Source organism: Candidatus Njordibacter sp. Uisw_058 (assembly GCF_047730065.1).
Taxonomy (GTDB): Bacteria; Pseudomonadota; Gammaproteobacteria; order Pseudomonadales; family Balneatricaceae; genus Njordibacter.
Map to the genome: position 1 here is coordinate 1,407,619 of NZ_CP159829.1, position 17,719 is coordinate 1,425,337.

Genomic DNA, 17,719 nt, shown 5'->3' on the forward strand with positions numbered 1-17,719 from the left:
AGCCCACAACACCATGACCCGAGCGAAAAAGAAAATGCCCGCCCTAGCTGGGGTAACTTTCAATCCCAACAAGAAGAAAACGACTGTTGCTAAAAGCTTTTCTCCTTCAAGTTATCAAACGCGCAAACAAAAAGGCTTAGCTACTAAAAAGAAACAAAAATCTGTGTTTCAGCAACACCAAGACGAGAATTAAGTAATGGAGTCTTTGATCATTTATATGATGGCAGTGATGTCAGAACAAGGTTGGAATATCTTGTCATTAACCTGGTTTGTGATTGCCGTGCAAGGTTACCAAAGCTACGCCATCCGTGCTTCTAGGCGCAAAGATTCCTTGGCAGGGGTGTTGCATGCGTATCGGCAGCGCTGGATGATGCGTATGATTGGTCGTGATATGCGCATTTCAGATATCGGTGCTGTGGCCAATTTAGAGCGTTATGTTACCTTGTTTGCATCGTCTAGTTTGCTTGTTTTAGCCGGTCTTGTGACTTTGGTGGGTTACACTGATGATGTGGTGCATATCGGTGGGGGTATTCCTTTTTTACCTCCTCAGTCGTCCTTAGAATGGCAGTTCAAATTGTTCGTTCTAATTCTTATCTTTGTGTATGCTTTTTTTAAGTTTACATGGAGCTTAAGGCAATATGGATTTGCCACAGTAATGATTTCTAGCGCCCCTGTTGTGTATGGTGATATTGCTGATAATAAAGACCTGATGGACCATGTGAATCGCTCTGCTAAGATTTTATCCATGGCTGCAAACAACTTTAATTTTGGCTTGCGCGCATATTATTACAGCCTTGCGGTGTTGACTTGGTCTATTCACCCGCTAGTGTTTATGACCACAACTTGTGTGGTCGTGTATATCCTCTACAGTCGCGAATTTAACTCAAGTTCTTTAGCCGAACTAAAGGGCACCAACGATTCGAAGAACCGAAAAACAATTGTCGACTACCACATTATTTAGCTTCCCTTGAGTCTGATAAGCATCCCACGTAGGCTCTTATTATTGTCCTCACAGGCGCTATTTTGTTAGTTCAAGAATCAGTTTATTAGCACAGGCATATTCCATTCGTTTGTAGCTGCGAAAATTTCTTTAACACAAGCCTAGCCAACTGTTGTGGTAAATTATTGAGTTTGGTGCACGAGTTGCTGCTGGAATTCAATTTTTATTAGCTGAAGACGGATAAAGCTGCTTACATAGCTTGAAATTGGTTCAGCCAACCCCATCATTGATGCCATAACTATTATCCTTTCGCTATCAGCACAGCCCAAGATCGACGGAGAAACAAGGCCCCATGAGCACTACTACTAAAACTGAAACTTTAGGTTTTCAAACAGAAGTTAAACAGCTGTTACATTTAATGATTCATTCTTTGTATAGCAACAAGGAAATTTTCCTCCGCGAACTAATTTCTAACGCGTCTGACGCAGCAGATAAGATGCGCTTTGCTGCAGTGTCAGACGGCAGTCTGTATGGTGATGACAGCGAACTTGCGATTCACATCAAGTTTGACAAAGAAGCCAATACATTGAGCATCAGTGATAATGGCATTGGCATGAACCGAGCTGATGTTATTGATCATTTAGGCACTATTGCAAAGTCTGGCACGTCTGAATTTTTACAAAACCTAACCGGTGATCAACAAAAAGACTCTCAATTGATTGGTCAATTTGGTGTGGGTTTTTACTCATCCTTTATCGTCGCTGATGAAGTGGAAGTGATCACCCGTAAAGCGGGCTCAAAAACCTCTGAAGGCGTTCACTGGCGTTCAAAAGGGGAAGGTGAGTTTGATATTTCAAAGGTTAAGAAAACGGGACGTGGTACGGAAATTATCCTCCACCTCAAAGCGGATGAAAACGAATTTGCTGAAGGCTTTCGTTTACGCAGTTTAGTGCGCAAGTATTCGGACCATATTTCTATCCCTGTCATTATGATGAAAGAACATTATGGTGAAGATGCAGACAAGCAGGAGCCAGAGGAAGAAACAGTCAACTCAGCCACTGCTCTTTGGACTAAATCGCGCTCAGAAGTTAAAGATGAAGAGTACCATGAGTTTTATAAGCACGTATCACATGACTTTCAAGAACCTTTGTCATGGGCACACAACAAGGTAGAAGGTAAACTTGAGTATACGAGTTTGCTATACATACCTGCCAAAGCGCCTATGGATATGTGGCAGCGCGAAGCCACTCGTGGATTGAAGCTCTATGTACAGCGCGTATTTATTATGGATGAAGCGGAACAGTTCTTGCCTATGTACTTGCGCTTCATTAAAGGCGTAGTCGATAGTAATGACTTGTCTCTTAACGTTTCTCGTGAGATTTTACAAAAAGACCCAGTCATTGATTCAATGCGGTCTGCCCTAACCAAGCGCGTGCTTGATGTGCTGGAAAAAATGTCAAAGAAGCAGCCTGAGCAATACGCTAACTTTTGGAAAGAGTTTGGTCAGGTCATGAAAGAAGGACCTGCAGAAGACCACAACAACAAAGAAAAAATTGCCAACTTGTTGCGCTTTTCGTCTAGTAATGATGACAAGACAGATCAAATTCATAGCTTGGCGCAATACAAAACTCGCATGCAAGAAGGTCAAGATAAAATCTTCTATGTGGTTGCTGATAACCATAATACGGCGAAGAATAGCCCGCACTTAGAAATCTTCCGCAAGAAAGGTATCGAAGTTTTATTACTTTCCGAACGTGTTGATGAATGGTTAATGTCGCACATGATGGAGTTTGACGGTACCCAGTTACAAGACGTAGCAAAAGGTGCTTTAGATCTTGGTGAGGTAGAGGACGAAGCCGAAAAGAAAGAACAGGAAGAGCAAGCTAAACAGTATGAAGGTTTGGTGGAGCGAGTGAAGGCCTTATTAGAAGAGCAAGTGGAAACAGTCCGTATTACCCATCGTTTAACTGATTCGCCAGCCTGCCTAGTGGTTGGTGAAGATGACATGGGGCTGCAAATGCGTCGTATTATGGAAGCTGCGGGTCAAGCTATGCCATCTACCAAGCCCACCTTTGAACTTAACCCAGGGCATCCACTGGTTGCTAAGCTCAACGATGAATCTGATGAGGACCGTTTTAGTGAGTTGACTCGAGTATTATTTGATCAAGCTCAATTGGCTGAGGGTGGGCAGTTGGAAGACCCGGCAGCCTATGTGTCTCGTCTTAACAAATTGTTATTGGAACTGAGTGCCTAACTAGACCCCATTAGTTGATAAAGCCCTCACTTAGCTTTGCTAGTGAGGGCTTTTTTATGGTTTGAATATACGCCTTTAAGATGGGCTCACTGTTATAAACCTATCCCTCAACCTAGCCATTAGCTCACTTTTAATACACCACCTTTTTTGAGCTTAACAAGTCATCTGGCTAGAGCAACCTTTAAGGGTCACTGTAAAAACTTTGATTAAGAGCATGAGTAGGTGACTTAGTATGCAGGTAACTTAGTTTGAAGGTAACTTAGTAAACAGTTAGATTAGTCACTTGGTCAGCAACTTGGTCAGCAAGTTGATAGACTAAACTTTACATGAAGCTATGGGCTTATTAAAATCATTGGAGACGAGTCAATGAACTCAAAAAAACAGGGTCTGGAACAATTAAAACAGGTGTTTGGCAGCCAATTCAGTGACCATCTTAGTGCCCGTAAAGAACACAGTTGTGGAGAAAGTTATGTCAGTGATAGATTGCCTGACGCTGTACTTATGCTCGATAGCACCCAAGCGGTAGCGCAAGCAGTATCGATTTGTAGCGAATTTTCAATTCCAATTATTGCTTTTGGAACAGGGACATCCTTAGAGGGCCAGTTGGTGCCCATTCATGGTGGGCTCAGTATTGATTTATCAGGCATGAACCAAATGCTAGAAGTTAATGCAGAAGACTTTGATGTTAAGGTGGAGGCTGGAGTCACCCGAGAAGACTTAAATTATAATCTAAAAAACAGTGGCTTATTTTTTCCTTTAGATCCTGGTGCAAATGCCAGCCTAGGTGGTATGGCATCGACCCGTGCTTCAGGTACTAATGCTGTGCGTTATGGCACCATGAAAGAGGTCGTTCTTGGGCTTACGGTGGTGACACCTAATGGAGATGTCATACACACAGGAGGGCGAGCGAGAAAGAGTGCTGCAGGTTACGATCTAACCCATCTTTATGTGGGCGCAGAGGGTACGCTTGGAATTATTACTGAGTTAAGGTTGCGGGTTTTTCCTGTACCAGAACAAATTCGAGCGGCAGTTTGCAGTTTCCCCAGTGTTAGCCAAGCTGCCCAATGTGTGATTGAGTGTATGCAGTTAGCTGTGCCCTTAGCACGCGTTGAATTACTTAACAGTTGCCAAATGGGTGCCTGTATAAAGTACTCAAATTTACAAGGATTTACTGCTCAGCCCACGTTATTCATGGAGTTTCACGGTTCAAATACGAGTGTAAAAGAGCAAGTAGCTTCGGTAGAATCAGTGGCCAAAGATCATGAAGGGGATGACTTCCGCTGGGCTGAGAACTTAGAGAGCAGAAACGAGCTATGGACTGCAAGGCACCACGCGTGGTTTGCCGGTTTAGCTCTGAATCCGGGTGCTAACGCCATCAGTACTGATGTTTGTGTACCTATTTCGAAGCTCGCTCTTTGTATCGAGTTAGCAGAGGCGAAAGCCGCAGAACTGGGCTTCAATTGCCCATTAGTGGGACACGTGGGAGATGGTAATTTTCACCTTATCATACCTTTTTACTCAGACCAGCCTGAGCAAGTAAAAGCCGCCGAAGAACTGAGCCATTACTTGGTTAAACAAGCGTTGGCACTTAGTGGCACTTGCACTGGTGAACACGGCATAGGCTTGAGGAAAAAAGCCTATTTATTGGAGGAACACGGTGTTCATGCAGTTCAAACAATGGGATCAATCAAGCGGGCTTTAGACCCAAAAAATATAATGAACCCGGGTAAGATCTTTGACCTCTGATTAAGCGCAGTAGAGCTGATACAAAGTTTTAATCACCGTAGATGAACGACCATCAGAAAGTGAATAATAGATGGTTTGGGATTCTCTACGGGTCGTTACTAGCTCATTTTTCCGGAGTACGGCTAAATGCTGAGATAGGGCAGATTGGCTCAATTCTAAATGATCATTTAATTCGGTTACCGACATCTCTTTGCCTTCCAGTTGGCATAAGATGAGTAGTCGGCTTTCATTCGCTATGGCTTTGAGCATGGTCGCAGCAATTTTAGCATTAGCGTTTAAATCAGATGCTGCTTTCAGGGCATCTTTTTTAACATTTGACATGGGCGATCGTCTCCGTACTTATGTTAGTACTTTTGAGATTTAATTAGGGATGTTAGTGTATGCGTTACTCCACCTAATGTATCTCATTATATGTTAAATTTGTTAAATTGACACAGTTTTACATTGTGAGCCTGCACTAATTTAATGGGTGTTGACGCTATTACAAATTTGAAAAAATACTATAATTTGCAAGTAAACATAATTTTATAGTCCTTGGATAGCCAATCTCAGTCTAATTCAAGCTTAACAAAAATTGGACAGTGGTCTGATGGCTTGTCCATTGCGCGTATTACATAATCAATATCTGCTTCTTTACAGTGTTTAAGTAAACTTTTGGTTAATAATATTTGGTCAATTCGCAGGCCACGCTTGGGTTCACGTTCAAACCCTTTACTTCGATAATCAAACCATGAGTATTGTTCACTGAAGGGATGCAACTTTCTATAACTATCTGTCAGTCCAAACTGACCAAGCCGTTGCAACCATTCACGCTCTTCAGGTTGGAAACTCGCTTTACCAGACTTAAGCCAACGCTTACGATTGTCCTCTCCTATACCAATATCAATGTCTTGGTCCGCCACATTAATATCCCCCATCACCACCAAATGCTGTGTGTTTTTGTACTCGGTAATTAAAACCTCTGTAAGGCCGGCATAAAAGTCTCTTTTGGCTGGGAATTTGCTAGCATGCACAACATTTTCTCCCTGTGGAAAGTAGCCATTAAAGACTGTTAAAGTGTCACCACTTGGCAATTGCAGCACAGCTCCCACAAGACGCCTTTGAGAATCTTCAGTATCCCCAGGAAGGCCCTTAATCGTCTTTATTATGGGCAAATTGGTCATCAATGCCACGCCATAATGACCTTTTTGACCATGAAAAATAGTCTCATAGCCTAATCGTTGAGTCTCGTTTATAGGAAATTCAAGATCTTGAACCTTGGTTTCTTGCAAACCAATAATGGCTGGCTGATATTGCTCTACTATCGCTTCCAATTGGGGAATACGTGCACGGATACTATTGATATTAAAGGAGACGAGGTACATAAAATTAACTCAATTAAGGTGACTTAAAACCAACAATAAGGCTGGAAGGCTGCTAGAATTTAATCTATTGTAATGCAAATAGTGACGGCTTAGAACGTTCATGATTTGCTTTTCTGACTTTGAAATTAATTTTAACTCACAATGTGGCATGAGAGATTGGTCTTTATGATGTTTGATTTTGATGTATTTGTAATCGGTGCTGGATCTGGTGGTGTTAGAGCAGCCAGAATGGCGGCAGGGGAAGGTGCAAGGGTTGCTATTGCTGATGACCGTGCACTTGGTGGCACCTGTGTAAACGTAGGCTGTGTGCCTAAAAAACTCTATACCTATGCGAGTCACTTTAGTCATGATTTTGAAAATGCTAAAGGATTTGGATGGCAGCTAGGCTCAGCAACGTTTGACTGGCCAAAGCTGGTCAACAACAAAAAAACTGAAATTAGTCGGCTGAATGACATTTACGCTAACCTGTTGAACAATTCAGGGGCCCATATCATTCGTGGATACGCCTGCCTTAAGGACCCACATACGGTCACTGTGAATGGCACTGATTACACTACAAAGCGCATCATTATTGCAACGGGTGGTACCCCCAATATTCCTAATGTCGATTATGCTGATCTATTAATTAGTTCAGATGAGATATTTGACCTACCCAAGTTTCCCCAACGTTTGTTAGTGGTGGGCGCGGGTTATATTGCCCTTGAGTTTGCTTGTATTTTTCAGGGCTTAGGTAGCCAAGTACAGGTGTCATATCGTGGCGACCTAATAATGCGTAGTTTTGATGATGATGTACGGCGTTTTCTTGATCAAGAAATGTGTAAGCAGGGCATTGATATTCATTACCAAAGTCAAGTCACCAATGTGGTTCGTCAGCCTGATCAAAGTTTGTTAGTGACTTTCTTGGATGGCACTCAGACAGAGGTTGATCAGGTGCTTATGGCCATTGGACGCAAACCCCGTTTGACAGGTATTGGTCTGGAAAAATTAGGTATTAAAACGACAGCTCAAGGAACTATCGCGGTAAGCCAAAATTTTCAAACAAATATCGATAGTGTATATGCCCTTGGTGACGTCACTGGCGGTATCGAACTGACGCCAGTAGCGTTAGCAGAAGCCATGACTTTGGTTAATCATTGGTATGGAGATGGTACCAAAACCATGGAATACGACCTAGTTCCAACGGCCGTATTTACTCAGCCCAACATAGGCACCATAGGCCTCACAGAAGAGCAAGCTTTAAAGAAACATGGCAAAATTACAATTTATCGCTCTGATTTTAAGCCCATGAAACATACCTTGAGTGGCAGTGATGAGCGCAGTTTTATGAAACTAATCGTTGATGCTGTTACAGATCGCGTAATTGGGTTGCATATCGTTGGTGAAGGAGCTGGAGAAATGTTACAAGGTTTTGCAGTGGCTATAAAAGCAGGGGCGACCAAAGCTGACTTTGATGCAACCATTGGTATTCACCCAACCAGCGCAGAGGAATTAGTGACGATGAGATCTCCTAGCTAGTTAATGTTGGGTTTTATTGGATGTCGAACCAAATTTTTCATAAAAACACAGCAAACTTCATAATCTATCCTATATTTTTTATAACAAGCCGCGACGGTAATCAATAATACTATTTGGAGTAGTTAGGTAATGAAATTTAATAAAACAGTTCTAGGTTTAACCATGGTTCTTGTAGTGGCCCCGTCTTGGGGTCATGGTGAACATGGAACTAATACGGTATGGCTATCAGGTGATGGCACTGCTGTCTTGAGTGGCAACGGAGAATGCGTGCTTGCCACCGACTTTGCTAGTCTTGATGGTCGCTCTTGTCATACAGTCAAAGTTTAAGAAGTAGCAGTTTTAGAAGCGCCTATGGACGAGTTACCGGTGGCAGAGGCCCCGGTTATCGCCATGGTTGAAAAAGTAGAACCTGCAGCGGCAGAAATTGTTTATGCCGTTGAAACACACCATAACATTGTCCATTTTGACTCTGATAGTTCGGCCTGAACTATGAAAACCAAGCTAACGCTTAAAGAGATGATTGAAGCTTCACGCAGCGCATGGCAAATATTAGCAGTGCAAGTGATCGGCCATGCTGATACTTCAGGAAATACGGACTATAACATGGCCTTGTCTGAGCAACGAGTAGCCACAGTGGCTAATTTCATCGCTGCTCGCGGGCTGAGAACTACTTCTAACTTTGCCCAAGGTGAAGCACTACCGGTGATTGAAAACGGTGAAGAAAACAAAGCAGCTAGTCGGCGTGCTGAACTAAAAATTAAAGTTCAAGTTCAAGTAAAAGTCATGAACTAAGCCACCCATCAAGTAAGGCACCGATCAAATAAGTGCCTCAGTCCCAGCCTCAATACATGCCTTGTTGATGCTTTTTTAGTCGTGTCGTAAATGATCCTTTACGGCGATAGGGGATTTAAAATTCCATACAACAAGATAAGATGAAGCCACAAAGGTCATAATGGCAGTCGCTTGTATGAGTATTGAAGCCGATTCGCTAATCAATAAGCTTGAAGCAGCAAGGGTTGCAATGAGTATTGAAAACTCACTGGTTTGGCCGAGTCTAAAACCAACCTCCCAAGAAGTTGATTTAGACTTACAAATTGGCCTAATAATCCATCCAAAGACCACCGGCTTAACTGTAACCACCAAAAGAGCTAATACCAAGCACTGCAGCCATACAGATTGCATAAGGGGAAAGTTAAAGCTAGCGCCGATAGAAAAGAAGAATAGGACCAAAAAGAAATCTCTAATGGGCTTTAGGTTAATCGCGATGTATTGACTGATCAGACTCGAGGCTAAGCTCACGCCAGCGATAAATGCACCGATTTCAGCTGACAAACCAATGCTATGAGCTAATTCAGCTAAACCCAAGCACCATCCTAGAGCCAAAAGAAAAATATATTCGTGAAACCGGTCAAAGCGTTTAATTAACGGCAATAGCACCCATCTAACAAAACCTAATGCCGCTAGCATGAGTAATGGCAAAGCACCAAGACTTAGGAATAAATCAGTGGTTAAAGACAGCTCTAAACCTTGGCTATATTGTTGACCTAAGGTGGTTAAGAGGGTTAATAAAATAATAGCTAGTAAATCTTGAAGCAACAATAATCCAACTACTAATTCGCCTGTTTGTTTATGATGCAACACGGTCGTGGGTAATAGTTTAATGCCAATAATAGTGCTGGAGAACATAGTGGATGCACCAACAATTAGACTATCAAGTGTGTTAAAGCCAAAGCCATAAGCCACAGAAAACCCCAATAAAGCGAAGACTACAGAACTTATAAAGGCCACCATATAACCTTTTTTCAACATTTGAAATAAATGGCTTGGCTGCATGTCTAGACCAATAAGAAACAGTAGAAATATAATGCCCACATGAGACACATCTGCTAATAACTCTGTGTCGACTACCCAAGCCAAGCCATAAGGGCCCAATATTGCACCTAAAACGATGTAGGCTAAAAGTAGTGGCTGTCGAAAATACAGGGATAGGGTCGCTAAAAGAGCTGCACCTGTAAAAATTAAGAAAAATGAGAATATGACTGATTCTGTGTGCATTATTCGGCCTTATTAAGTGAGGGCTTTAAGCCTATCAATAGGCTTTTGATGTATTGTCGCCAAATTAACCAAAGTAGCAACACGCTTAGCGCTCGATAGCCAATATGCAACCACCACACAAGCATAAAGCCATAACTTGGAGCCAGCCAGGCTAGTAATGGCAAGAACACCAGCCATTGACTAGCACTAACAAGTATTAAAACTGTCTTACGAGACCCTGTTAACACGACCATGCGGCTTAAAATGATGATGCCCGTTTCTAGAACCATAGCCATGCCATACCAAGGCAGGGCTGCAGACGCTAATTGTTGTAGTTCCCGATTGACCAGTAACCATTGAGTCAACCATGGGCTCATTGCAGCAGCACTAAGACTAATTACAATGGCTATTATTAAACCCGTTTGTAAAATTAATTGACTCCATCTGCGGGTCTGTTGAATATTCTGCTTGGTCATTGCTGTACCGACTAAGGTCAGTGTAGCCTGACCTAAACCAATGGCAGGTAAAATCATCACCAGACCAATATTTAAGACCGCAAAAGAGGCTGCCATAGCAGAGGCGCCAAGTTGACTCAAGATCCACAAAAACACCGCTAAATGCAACGCAAATGCTAGTTGCTGTAACATTGGTGCCCACGTTGCTTTGAGTAATAATAGACTTTGCTTATGGATCAAATAAGCTGTTGCAACCTTAGGCTTTTGGCTTTGCCTCAATAATAATATCAGTTGTAATAAAACACCCAGCCAAAGTGCGATGCTAGTGCCAATCCCAGCGCCTACAGCCCCAAGGGCAGGTAACCCAGCGACACCAAAAACTAAGCCAAAGCTAATCAAAGCATTAGTAAAGTGAACCAATAAAATTATTTTGGTATATTGCCACGGTGAACCGCGTTCGCTCCAATAGATTCTTGCACCAATACTTATCACAATAGCAGGCAGTCCCCATAAGCGTGCTTGTGCATAATGGGCCGCAAGACTATTAAGGCGATCGTCAACCACAAAAAAATCAATCACCCCATGAATACAGTAGGCACCCGTTATAGCCAAACCAACACAGATTAAAACACCATAGACCAAACCCAGAACCATCAATCCATCTTGAGAGTGTGTCTGTCTGGAGAGTAAACTGTGCCAACCTGTGCCAAAGCCTGTGACTATTGCGACCAAGATAAATACCAAATAGCTACCAATGCTGACACTGGCTAATGCCAAGCCACCCAAGTGGCCTACTAGAGCAGTATCCACCAAACTAACGAGAGCTTGAGATAACATCGCTCCACTTAATGGCAATGCAATAGGCCATAAGTTGGTGAGCTTGGGTTCATTAGAAGAATACAAGTGTGCGGCTTCAGAATTACTCATTTGTGGTTGCTTATCGCAAGGTGCCTAATCGGTATATGGAATCATTCAGCCCCATTATATGCTTTTTTATGAAGTCTTTAAAATGCATACCCAAGTAAAACACTAGGGTATATAATAAGGCCATAATTGAGAGCCTTAAGGTGACTCACGCAGTTGGTTATAACGGAGAAAAACATTGGATTACATAGACATTACACCTAGTGCCCAAGAGTATTTAGCGGAGTTGCTTTCGAAGCAAGATGTAGAAGGTATTTCAGTGCGTATTTTTGTCACTGATGCGGGTACGCCTAATGCTGAAACTTGTTTGGCTTATTGCCGGCCAGATGAAGTGAAAATAACCGATGAGTTTTCTGACTTAGAAAAGTTTAGGGTGTATGTCGACCCTAATAGTGTCGACTATTTAGATGAAGCATTCATCGACTATAGTGCAGACCGGATGGGTGGCCAACTGACCATTAAGGCACCGAATGCTAAAATGCCTAAGGTGAGTGCAGACAGCCCACTTGATGCCCAAGTTAATTATTACTTATATACAGAAATCAACCCGAGCTTAGCCTCTCATGGAGGTGATGTAAGTTTGGTGGGTGTGGTAGCTGAAGAACAAGGGCACGTAGCAGTATTGAAGTTTGGCGGCGGTTGCCAAGGTTGTAGTTCTGTGTCGTTAACGCTTAAGGAAGGCGTTGAGAAAACCTTAAAAGAGAGAATACCTGGCATTAACGCAGTGCGTGATGTCACAGATCACTCTAATACTGAAAATGCATATATGTAGTTCACCCCGTTAAAAAAACCAGCCACTGCGGCTGGTTTTTTTATGTCTCAAATCATCGTTATACCAAGCGGGCCCGTCTGGGTAGAGCAGCTTGTAATTTGTGCGTCAACTGACGCATACTTGTTTCTGTCGTGTCCCAATCAATGCAGGCATCTGTCACAGAGACACCATATTGTAATTCGGATAAATTCTTGGGAATCGATTGGTTACCCCAATTGATATTACTTTCGATCATTAGACCCACAATAGATTCATTGCCCTCATTAATTTGCTGTGCAATGTTTTCCATAACTAAAGGCTGAATAGCAGGGTCTTTGCTGGAGTTAGCATGGCTGCAATCGACCATGATGTTACCCGACAAATTATCTTTAGCGAGTGCTTGTTCACACAGAGCCACATTAACTGAATCATAGTTTGGTTTGCCACCACCTCCACGCAAAACAACATGACCATATTGATTACCACTGGTTCGGGTAATTGATACTTGTCCATTAGGATTAATACCCAAGAACGAGTGCGGCGACGCCATTGATTCTAATGCGTTAAAGGCAACCGTTAGGCCACCATCAGTGCCATTTTTAAAGCCTATGGGGCAGGATAGGCCAGAAGACATCTCTCGATGTGTTTGAGATTCTGTAGTGCGCGCTCCAATAGCCGCCCAACTCCAAAGATCAGATTGATATTGAGGTGAAATTGGGTCTAGTGCCTCTGTAGCCAAAGGTAACCCAAGGGCTGCTAGATCTAACATAAGCTTACGGCCCATGTGCAGGCCTGTTTCTATATCGAAGGTGTTGTCTAAATGTGGGTCATTAATTAAACCTTTCCATCCAACTGTGGTGCGTGGTTTTTCAAAATAGACGCGCATGACGATATAGAGTGTGTCTTTTAGTTCATCGGCCAACACTGCCAAGCGGCGCCCATAGTCTAAAGCAGCCTCCGGATCATGAATAGAGCAGGGGCCTATCACCACAAATAAGCGGTGATCCTTACCATCTAAAATATTTTTAATGATTTGGCGAGCCTGCATTACCCCATCGGCAATCATGCTTGTTGTAGGCAGTTGGGTTTTTAAATCTTCAGGTGAAGTTAATACCTGTTGGCTGGCAATATTTAGGTCTTCGATACGACGATCGGTCATAGTCTATCTCTGTAAAATAACAAATAGTAAAAATGGGTAAATGGTGGCTTAAACGCAGGTCTAAACGCTATAATTCAACTGCCCTTTGTAACATATTTAAAGGCCTACAAACAAATGAATCTCAACATAATAGTATTGAAGGGAAGAGGAATTCGAACATTTTAGTTATAAAGCGGCATTTATTAGTTATTGGACAAATATTGATCTTATGGTCAGGTTTGGTTATGTGTCTACAAGCCCAAGGGGCTTTATTTAGTGCAACCAAACATCCCTTGCCAACTGACCAAGCTTTTGTGGTAAGTACTCAACAAAATAATGGTCGCATTGACTTAATTTGGAATATTGCTGAAGATTATTACCTCTATCAAGATAAATTAGCTTTTTTTACTTCTAATAACCAATCTTTAGAACAAGTTTTATTGCCGCCCGCTGAGATGAAGCAAGATCCTTTGTTTGGCAAGACTATGGTTTACTATAGGCAACTTCATGTCTCTGGCTTATTACCCACTTCAGATACCGTAGCGACTCATTTAGAGATTCATTACCAAGGCTGCTGGAGCGGGGGGGTCTGCTATCCACCCCAAACTCACACCATGGTGCTGCAACCGATAAGTCTTGATGACAGTATTTCTCCAAGGTTTAACAAAAACAATGATGTCAGGCAAACAGACTGGTCAAAAACCACGAGTACAAACGCTAATTGGTTTTTAAATAATTTAGAAAATACCTCTATGACCACCTTAATGGTCATCTTCTTTTTAGCGGGACTCGCCTTAGCTTTTACACCGTGCGTCTTACCAATGGTGCCAATTTTATCAAGCATTATTGTAGGACTGCATCCCAAACCTAGCCCACTGAAGAGCTTTTTATTATCTGTTACTTACGTTTTATTCATGGCAGCGACCTACAGTATCGCTGGTCTAATTGCTGGTTTGAGTGGAGCTAACGTACAAATTGCTTTGCAACATCCGGCAGTCATAGGCACCATAGCTGGGTTATTTATTTTATTTGCTGGGGCCATGTTTGGTTGGCTTAATGTACAGATGCCTCAGGTGGTGCAAAATAAAATTAATGCCATTGGCAATAATCAGTTGGGGGGTCACTATTTAGGGGTTGCCCTAATGGGCACATTATCAGCTTTAGTGGTTGGCCCGTGTGTGGCAGCGCCATTGGCAGGAGCCTTGTTATTTATTGCACAAACGGGTGATGCAACGACGGGTGGGTTGGCCTTATTCGTTATGGGGTTGGGCATGGGTGTGCCGTTATTATTGGTAGGAACTTCTGCCAGTCAGTGGATTCCAAAAACAGGTCCATGGATGCATCGGATTAAGGTCGGTTTTGGGTTCTTAATGCTGTTAATGGCAGTTTGGATGACTGACCGAGTTTGGCCCGAGGCCAGCCTAACCCTGCTAGCTATTATTAGCTTAGTTATGGCTTTGCTCTTAGCCCTTCATCACCGCTGGCAACCCCCTTTAGAGTCACTCTCGGCTGCAGTAATAGCCTATACCTTGGCGCTCTTTATCGGCCTTTACGGCATCGCTTTGATCGTGGGGCAGTTAGCGGGTACCGGTACCCTAATGCAACCCATAGGCAATTTAGGGGTCATCCCGACGACCTCTGAGAGCGCAGTTCCTGCTCAAAAACTTAATATCGTGAAAGTGTTACCCCAAGCTATAGAGCCGCTTTTGTTGCAGGCCAAATTAAATAATCAGCCAGTAATGCTGGATTTTTACGCGGACTGGTGCGTTTCCTGTAAAGAATTAGACGCTTTCGTATTTACTGATAAAAAAGTTCAACTTGCTCTGGCCACTTTTAAAGTGATTAAGGTGGATGTGACTTTGAATAGTCCGTCAGCAAAGCAACTCATGCAGGCTTTAAGTTTAGTGGGGCCGCCCGCATTGGTTTTCTACAGTGCGTCTGGACAGCTGCATGAGGAAACCATCATAGGGGTGCCATCAGTCGATGATCTAATCAGTGTATTGCGCCAAGTTCAGAGGTTGTAATGAGACCTATATGCTTTTTTTGTCTATGTGGTATCATTTATAGACCAACAAGCAAGGCCTAACAGAACAAATGAAGTTACAACAGCTTAGATACATCTGTGAAGTAGAAAAACATAACCTCAATGTTTCAGCCACGGCTCAGAGCTTGTTCACATCCCAACCAGGCATAAGTAAGCAGATTCGTTTGTTAGAAGATGAACTGGGGGTTGAGATCTTTTCCAGAAGTGGTAAGCATCTGACTCATGTCACACCTGCAGGCCAAGCTATTTTAGAGTCAGCGCACGAAGTACTATTAAAGGTCGATGGCATTAAGCGCACGGCGCAAGAATATTCCGATGAAACCAAAGGCTCCTTGTCCATTGCAACCACCCATACCCAAGCTCGTTATGCCTTGCCCAAGGTGATTAATAATTTTATTGGCCATTACCCTGATGTGTCATTGCATATGCAACAGGGCACACCCAAACAAATTGCGAGTTTAGCCTCCAATGGTGAAGCTGACTTTGCCATTGCGACAGAAGCCATTGACCAATTTAGTGACTTATTAATGATGCCTTGTTATCACTGGAACCGATGCGTTGTAGTGCCCAAAGATCATGCTCTAGCGCAAGTGGAACAGCTGTCTCTAGAGGAGTTAGCTCGGCATCCGATTGTGACTTATGTGTTTGGTTTCACTGGGCGATCTAAGTTAGATGAAGCGTTTAATAGGGCTAATCTAGAGCCGAAAGTGGTTTTTACAGCGGTCGATTCTGATGTTATCAAAGCCTACGTTAGGCTTGGTCTCGGAGTGGGAATTATTGCCTCTATGGCCTATGAACCGGAACTAGACAGCGACCTAGTGGCACTGGATGCAAGTCACCTATTTGCCCACAGCACCACTAACATTGGTTTTAGAAAAGGAACTTTTTTACGCGGCTATATGTATGACTTCATCGAAGCTTTCGCCCCTAATTTGACTAAGAGTAAAGTTGAGGCAGCTCAAGCATGCCGAACAAAGCAAGACCTTGATGCCTTGTTTGAGCACAAAACATTGCCGATGCGGTAATCTGTCTTTTGGGACTGCGGGTGAAGGTTAAATTGGCTTAAAGCTTGCGTAAACCGTTGAGTAGGTTATTGACCTTATCAAAGGTTTCCTGATACTCAGATTCACACTCAGAGTCAGCAACGAGGCCTCCACCAGCCCAACAATAAATATGGCCACCATTATCGCCCTTAGCGTTAGTCACTAATGTGCGAATGCAAATGTTAGTATCCATACGGCCATTGCTGCTAATGTAGCCGATTGAACCTGTATACCCATTACGGCGATGGGGTTCTAACTCCTCAATGATTTCCATGGCCCGTAATTTAGGCGCACCCGTAATTGATCCCCCGGGAAAGGCACCTTTGAGAAGCGGTAAAATGTGTTCCTTAGATTCAAGCCTTCCCGTGATTGTTGTGACCAGATGGTGCACATTACTGTAACTTTCAATGGCAAACAACTGGGGCACCTCGACGGAAAAAGGTAGGCAATGTTTACTCAAATCATTGCGCAGTAAATCAACAATCATCAAATTCTCAGAACGATCTTTTGGACTAGCGGCCAACTCTTCATATAAATATTCATCTTCATTAACCGTTTCGCCTCTTTTGCGCGTACCTTTGATGGGCTTCGTTTCAACCTTGCCATTATCAACCTGTAATAACCGTTCTGGCGATAAACTGAGTATTGCGCCCTTAGATGTTTCCAAATAGGCACTAAATGGTGTTGGGGAGACCCGGCGAAGATGTTGATAGGCTTGCCAAGGATTACCGCGATAGGGCGCATCAAACCTTTGGGCTAGGTTCACTTGGTAACAATCACCTGCATGAATATAGTCAATGACCCGATGAAATTTTTCAGAGTACTGTTGCTTCGTCATATTTGAAACAAAATCTTTTTCAAGGCAGAAGCTTTGGCTCTTGGGTGGGTGCGCTTGAAGAATATGCCGCTCTAAAGCATGCGTACTGGATTCATCGAGTTGACTGACTAGGTAGCTTTTTTGTAGTTCATGGTCATTGATAATTGCCCAAGGGTAGATGCCTATGCATAGATCTTGCATTGCAATATCGGCAATAGCCTTGGATGGGAGGCTTTCGATAGCACGTCCTAGATCATAGCCAAACAAGCCAGCAGCACCGCCAGTAAAGGGAATGTGTTTAGCTTGGGGTAGAGTGCTAGTGTCTGTAAGTAGCTCAGTTTGCAATTGACCAATCAAATCAAACGGATCCACGTCCGTTGTTTTAATTACGCCATTTTGTTCGACTTGAGTCACACCATTTTTATGGCTGATCACTACAAGTGGCTGCGCCATAGCAATATCGTAGCGACCAAAATGGCTTGCCGGACGACTAGAATCCAATAGCAAAGGCATAGGCAGGTGCCTTATGGTTTCAAAATAATGGCAGGCGTTTGCTACGAACGGTAAATCAATTATATACACTGCGTAAGCCTTCAAACTTTTAATAACCTTATTCTAACTGCCTGCAAGCAATCGAACTAGGGTTTTACAAAACCTTTGCTTATTCTCCAACCACTAAACATCAAAATAATGG

At 43.0% G+C, this 17,719-nt stretch carries 17 protein-coding genes; 11 read left to right on the forward strand and 6 right to left on the reverse strand.

Annotated features, from left to right (window positions below; translation table 11 throughout):
* The first annotated feature begins 13 nt into the window (after nt 1-13).
* From ABXT59_RS06540 to ABXT59_RS06555, 4 genes are all read left to right on the forward strand, one after another.
* Entirely contained in the window at nt 14-193 is a 180-nt protein-coding gene (locus ABXT59_RS06540; protein ID WP_443638397.1) for a hypothetical protein, read from the forward strand.
* A 3-nt stretch (nt 194-196) separates the two neighbouring features.
* Nucleotides 197-961 carry a DUF599 domain-containing protein gene (locus ABXT59_RS06545; RefSeq protein ID WP_443638398.1) on the forward strand — a complete coding sequence of 255 codons (765 nt, stop codon included), beginning with the start codon at nt 197-199 and terminating at the stop codon, nt 959-961.
* A gap of 331 nt (nt 962-1,292) precedes the next feature.
* Nucleotides 1,293-3,194: a molecular chaperone HtpG gene (gene htpG / locus ABXT59_RS06550; RefSeq protein ID WP_443638399.1), complete on the forward strand. Its 1,902-nt coding sequence runs from the start codon at nt 1,293-1,295 to the stop codon at nt 3,192-3,194.
* A 366-nt stretch (nt 3,195-3,560) separates the two neighbouring features.
* Nucleotides 3,561-4,940 (forward strand): FAD-binding oxidoreductase, encoded by a 1,380-nt coding sequence (locus ABXT59_RS06555; RefSeq protein WP_443638400.1) that lies wholly within the window; start codon nt 3,561-3,563, stop codon nt 4,938-4,940.
* On the opposite strand, the gene ABXT59_RS06560 is transcribed toward ABXT59_RS06555, so the two are convergent.
* Both ABXT59_RS06560 and xthA read right to left on the reverse strand, forming a co-directional pair.
* Entirely contained in the window at nt 4,941-5,261 is a 321-nt protein-coding gene (locus ABXT59_RS06560) for an ArsR/SmtB family transcription factor (RefSeq protein ID WP_443638401.1), read from the reverse strand.
* Between the two features lie 227 nt (nt 5,262-5,488).
* Nucleotides 5,489-6,304 (reverse strand): exodeoxyribonuclease III, encoded by an 816-nt coding sequence (gene xthA / locus ABXT59_RS06565; RefSeq protein WP_443638402.1) that lies wholly within the window; start codon nt 6,302-6,304, stop codon nt 5,489-5,491.
* A gap of 165 nt (nt 6,305-6,469) precedes the next feature.
* Here xthA and gorA point away from each other — a divergent pair, with 165 nt between their 5' ends.
* The 4 genes from gorA to ABXT59_RS06585 all read left to right on the forward strand — a co-directional run bounded on the left by gorA (nt 6,470) and on the right by ABXT59_RS06585 (nt 8,611).
* Nucleotides 6,470-7,819 (forward strand): glutathione-disulfide reductase, encoded by a 1,350-nt coding sequence (gorA, locus tag ABXT59_RS06570; protein ID WP_443638403.1) that lies wholly within the window; start codon nt 6,470-6,472, stop codon nt 7,817-7,819.
* A gap of 129 nt (nt 7,820-7,948) precedes the next feature.
* Complete coding sequence (locus ABXT59_RS06575; RefSeq protein WP_443638404.1) at nt 7,949-8,146, forward strand: hypothetical protein; 198 nt, start codon at nt 7,949-7,951, stop codon at nt 8,144-8,146.
* 24 nt (nt 8,147-8,170) lie between these two features.
* Entirely contained in the window at nt 8,171-8,305 is a 135-nt protein-coding gene (locus ABXT59_RS06580) for a hypothetical protein (protein WP_443638405.1), read from the forward strand.
* Between the two features lie 3 nt (nt 8,306-8,308).
* Entirely contained in the window at nt 8,309-8,611 is a 303-nt protein-coding gene (locus ABXT59_RS06585; protein WP_443638406.1) for an OmpA family protein, read from the forward strand.
* 75 nt (nt 8,612-8,686) lie between these two features.
* On the opposite strand, the gene ABXT59_RS06590 is transcribed toward ABXT59_RS06585, so the two are convergent.
* Together ABXT59_RS06590 and ABXT59_RS06595 are read right to left on the reverse strand one after the other, a co-directional pair.
* Nucleotides 8,687-9,874 carry a cation:proton antiporter domain-containing protein gene (locus ABXT59_RS06590; protein ID WP_443638407.1) on the reverse strand — a complete coding sequence of 396 codons (1,188 nt, stop codon included), beginning with the start codon at nt 9,872-9,874 and terminating at the stop codon, nt 8,687-8,689.
* Nucleotides 9,874-11,235, reverse strand: a complete 1,362-nt coding sequence (locus ABXT59_RS06595; protein ID WP_443638408.1) for an MATE family efflux transporter — start codon at nt 11,233-11,235, stop codon at nt 9,874-9,876. Before ABXT59_RS06595 ends, ABXT59_RS06590 begins: the two co-directional genes overlap by 1 nt.
* Before the next feature lie 175 nt (nt 11,236-11,410).
* On the opposite strand from ABXT59_RS06595, the gene nfuA reads away from it, so the two are divergent.
* Nucleotides 11,411-12,004: a Fe-S biogenesis protein NfuA gene (gene nfuA, locus ABXT59_RS06600; protein ID WP_443638409.1), complete on the forward strand. Its 594-nt coding sequence runs from the start codon at nt 11,411-11,413 to the stop codon at nt 12,002-12,004.
* 58 nt (nt 12,005-12,062) lie between these two features.
* Here the strand turns inward: nfuA and ABXT59_RS06605 are convergent, their stop codons facing one another.
* Complete coding sequence (locus ABXT59_RS06605) at nt 12,063-13,142, reverse strand: 3-deoxy-7-phosphoheptulonate synthase (protein WP_443638410.1); 1,080 nt, start codon at nt 13,140-13,142, stop codon at nt 12,063-12,065.
* A gap of 32 nt (nt 13,143-13,174) precedes the next feature.
* Here ABXT59_RS06605 and dsbD point away from each other — a divergent pair, with 32 nt between their 5' ends.
* Nucleotides 13,175-15,145, forward strand: coding sequence for a protein-disulfide reductase DsbD (dsbD, locus tag ABXT59_RS06610; protein ID WP_443638411.1), 1,971 nt, complete (start codon nt 13,175-13,177; stop codon nt 15,143-15,145).
* A 70-nt stretch (nt 15,146-15,215) separates the two neighbouring features.
* On the forward strand, nt 15,216-16,190 hold the full coding sequence (gene cysB / locus ABXT59_RS06615; protein ID WP_443638412.1) for an HTH-type transcriptional regulator CysB: 975 nt from the start codon (nt 15,216-15,218) through the stop codon (nt 16,188-16,190).
* Between the two features lie 37 nt (nt 16,191-16,227).
* Here the strand turns inward: cysB and pabB are convergent, their stop codons facing one another.
* Nucleotides 16,228-17,607 (reverse strand): aminodeoxychorismate synthase component I, encoded by a 1,380-nt coding sequence (gene pabB / locus ABXT59_RS06620; RefSeq protein ID WP_443638413.1) that lies wholly within the window; start codon nt 17,605-17,607, stop codon nt 16,228-16,230.
* Between the last annotated feature and the right edge of the window lie 112 nt (nt 17,608-17,719).

Coding starts and splice junctions, on each gene's coding strand:
- ABXT59_RS06540 (WP_443638397.1), top strand. CDS start 14: ATGACCCGAGCGAAAAAGAAAATGCCCGCCCTAGCTGGGGTAACTTTC.
- ABXT59_RS06545 (WP_443638398.1), top strand. CDS start 197: ATGGAGTCTTTGATCATTTATATGATGGCAGTGATGTCAGAACAAGGT.
- htpG (WP_443638399.1), top strand. CDS start 1,293: ATGAGCACTACTACTAAAACTGAAACTTTAGGTTTTCAAACAGAAGTT.
- ABXT59_RS06555 (WP_443638400.1), top strand. CDS start 3,561: ATGAACTCAAAAAAACAGGGTCTGGAACAATTAAAACAGGTGTTTGGC.
- ABXT59_RS06560 (WP_443638401.1), bottom strand. CDS start 5,261: ATGTCAAATGTTAAAAAAGATGCCCTGAAAGCAGCATCTGATTTAAAC.
- xthA (WP_443638402.1), bottom strand. CDS start 6,304: ATGTACCTCGTCTCCTTTAATATCAATAGTATCCGTGCACGTATTCCC.
- gorA (WP_443638403.1), top strand. CDS start 6,470: ATGATGTTTGATTTTGATGTATTTGTAATCGGTGCTGGATCTGGTGGT.
- ABXT59_RS06575 (WP_443638404.1), top strand. CDS start 7,949: ATGAAATTTAATAAAACAGTTCTAGGTTTAACCATGGTTCTTGTAGTG.
- ABXT59_RS06580 (WP_443638405.1), top strand. CDS start 8,171: ATGGACGAGTTACCGGTGGCAGAGGCCCCGGTTATCGCCATGGTTGAA.
- ABXT59_RS06585 (WP_443638406.1), top strand. CDS start 8,309: ATGAAAACCAAGCTAACGCTTAAAGAGATGATTGAAGCTTCACGCAGC.
- ABXT59_RS06590 (WP_443638407.1), bottom strand. CDS start 9,874: ATGCACACAGAATCAGTCATATTCTCATTTTTCTTAATTTTTACAGGT.
- ABXT59_RS06595 (WP_443638408.1), bottom strand. CDS start 11,235: ATGAGTAATTCTGAAGCCGCACACTTGTATTCTTCTAATGAACCCAAG.
- ABXT59_RS06605 (WP_443638410.1), bottom strand. CDS start 13,142: ATGACCGATCGTCGTATCGAAGACCTAAATATTGCCAGCCAACAGGTA.
- dsbD (WP_443638411.1), top strand. CDS start 13,175: ATGGGTAAATGGTGGCTTAAACGCAGGTCTAAACGCTATAATTCAACT.
- cysB (WP_443638412.1), top strand. CDS start 15,216: ATGAAGTTACAACAGCTTAGATACATCTGTGAAGTAGAAAAACATAAC.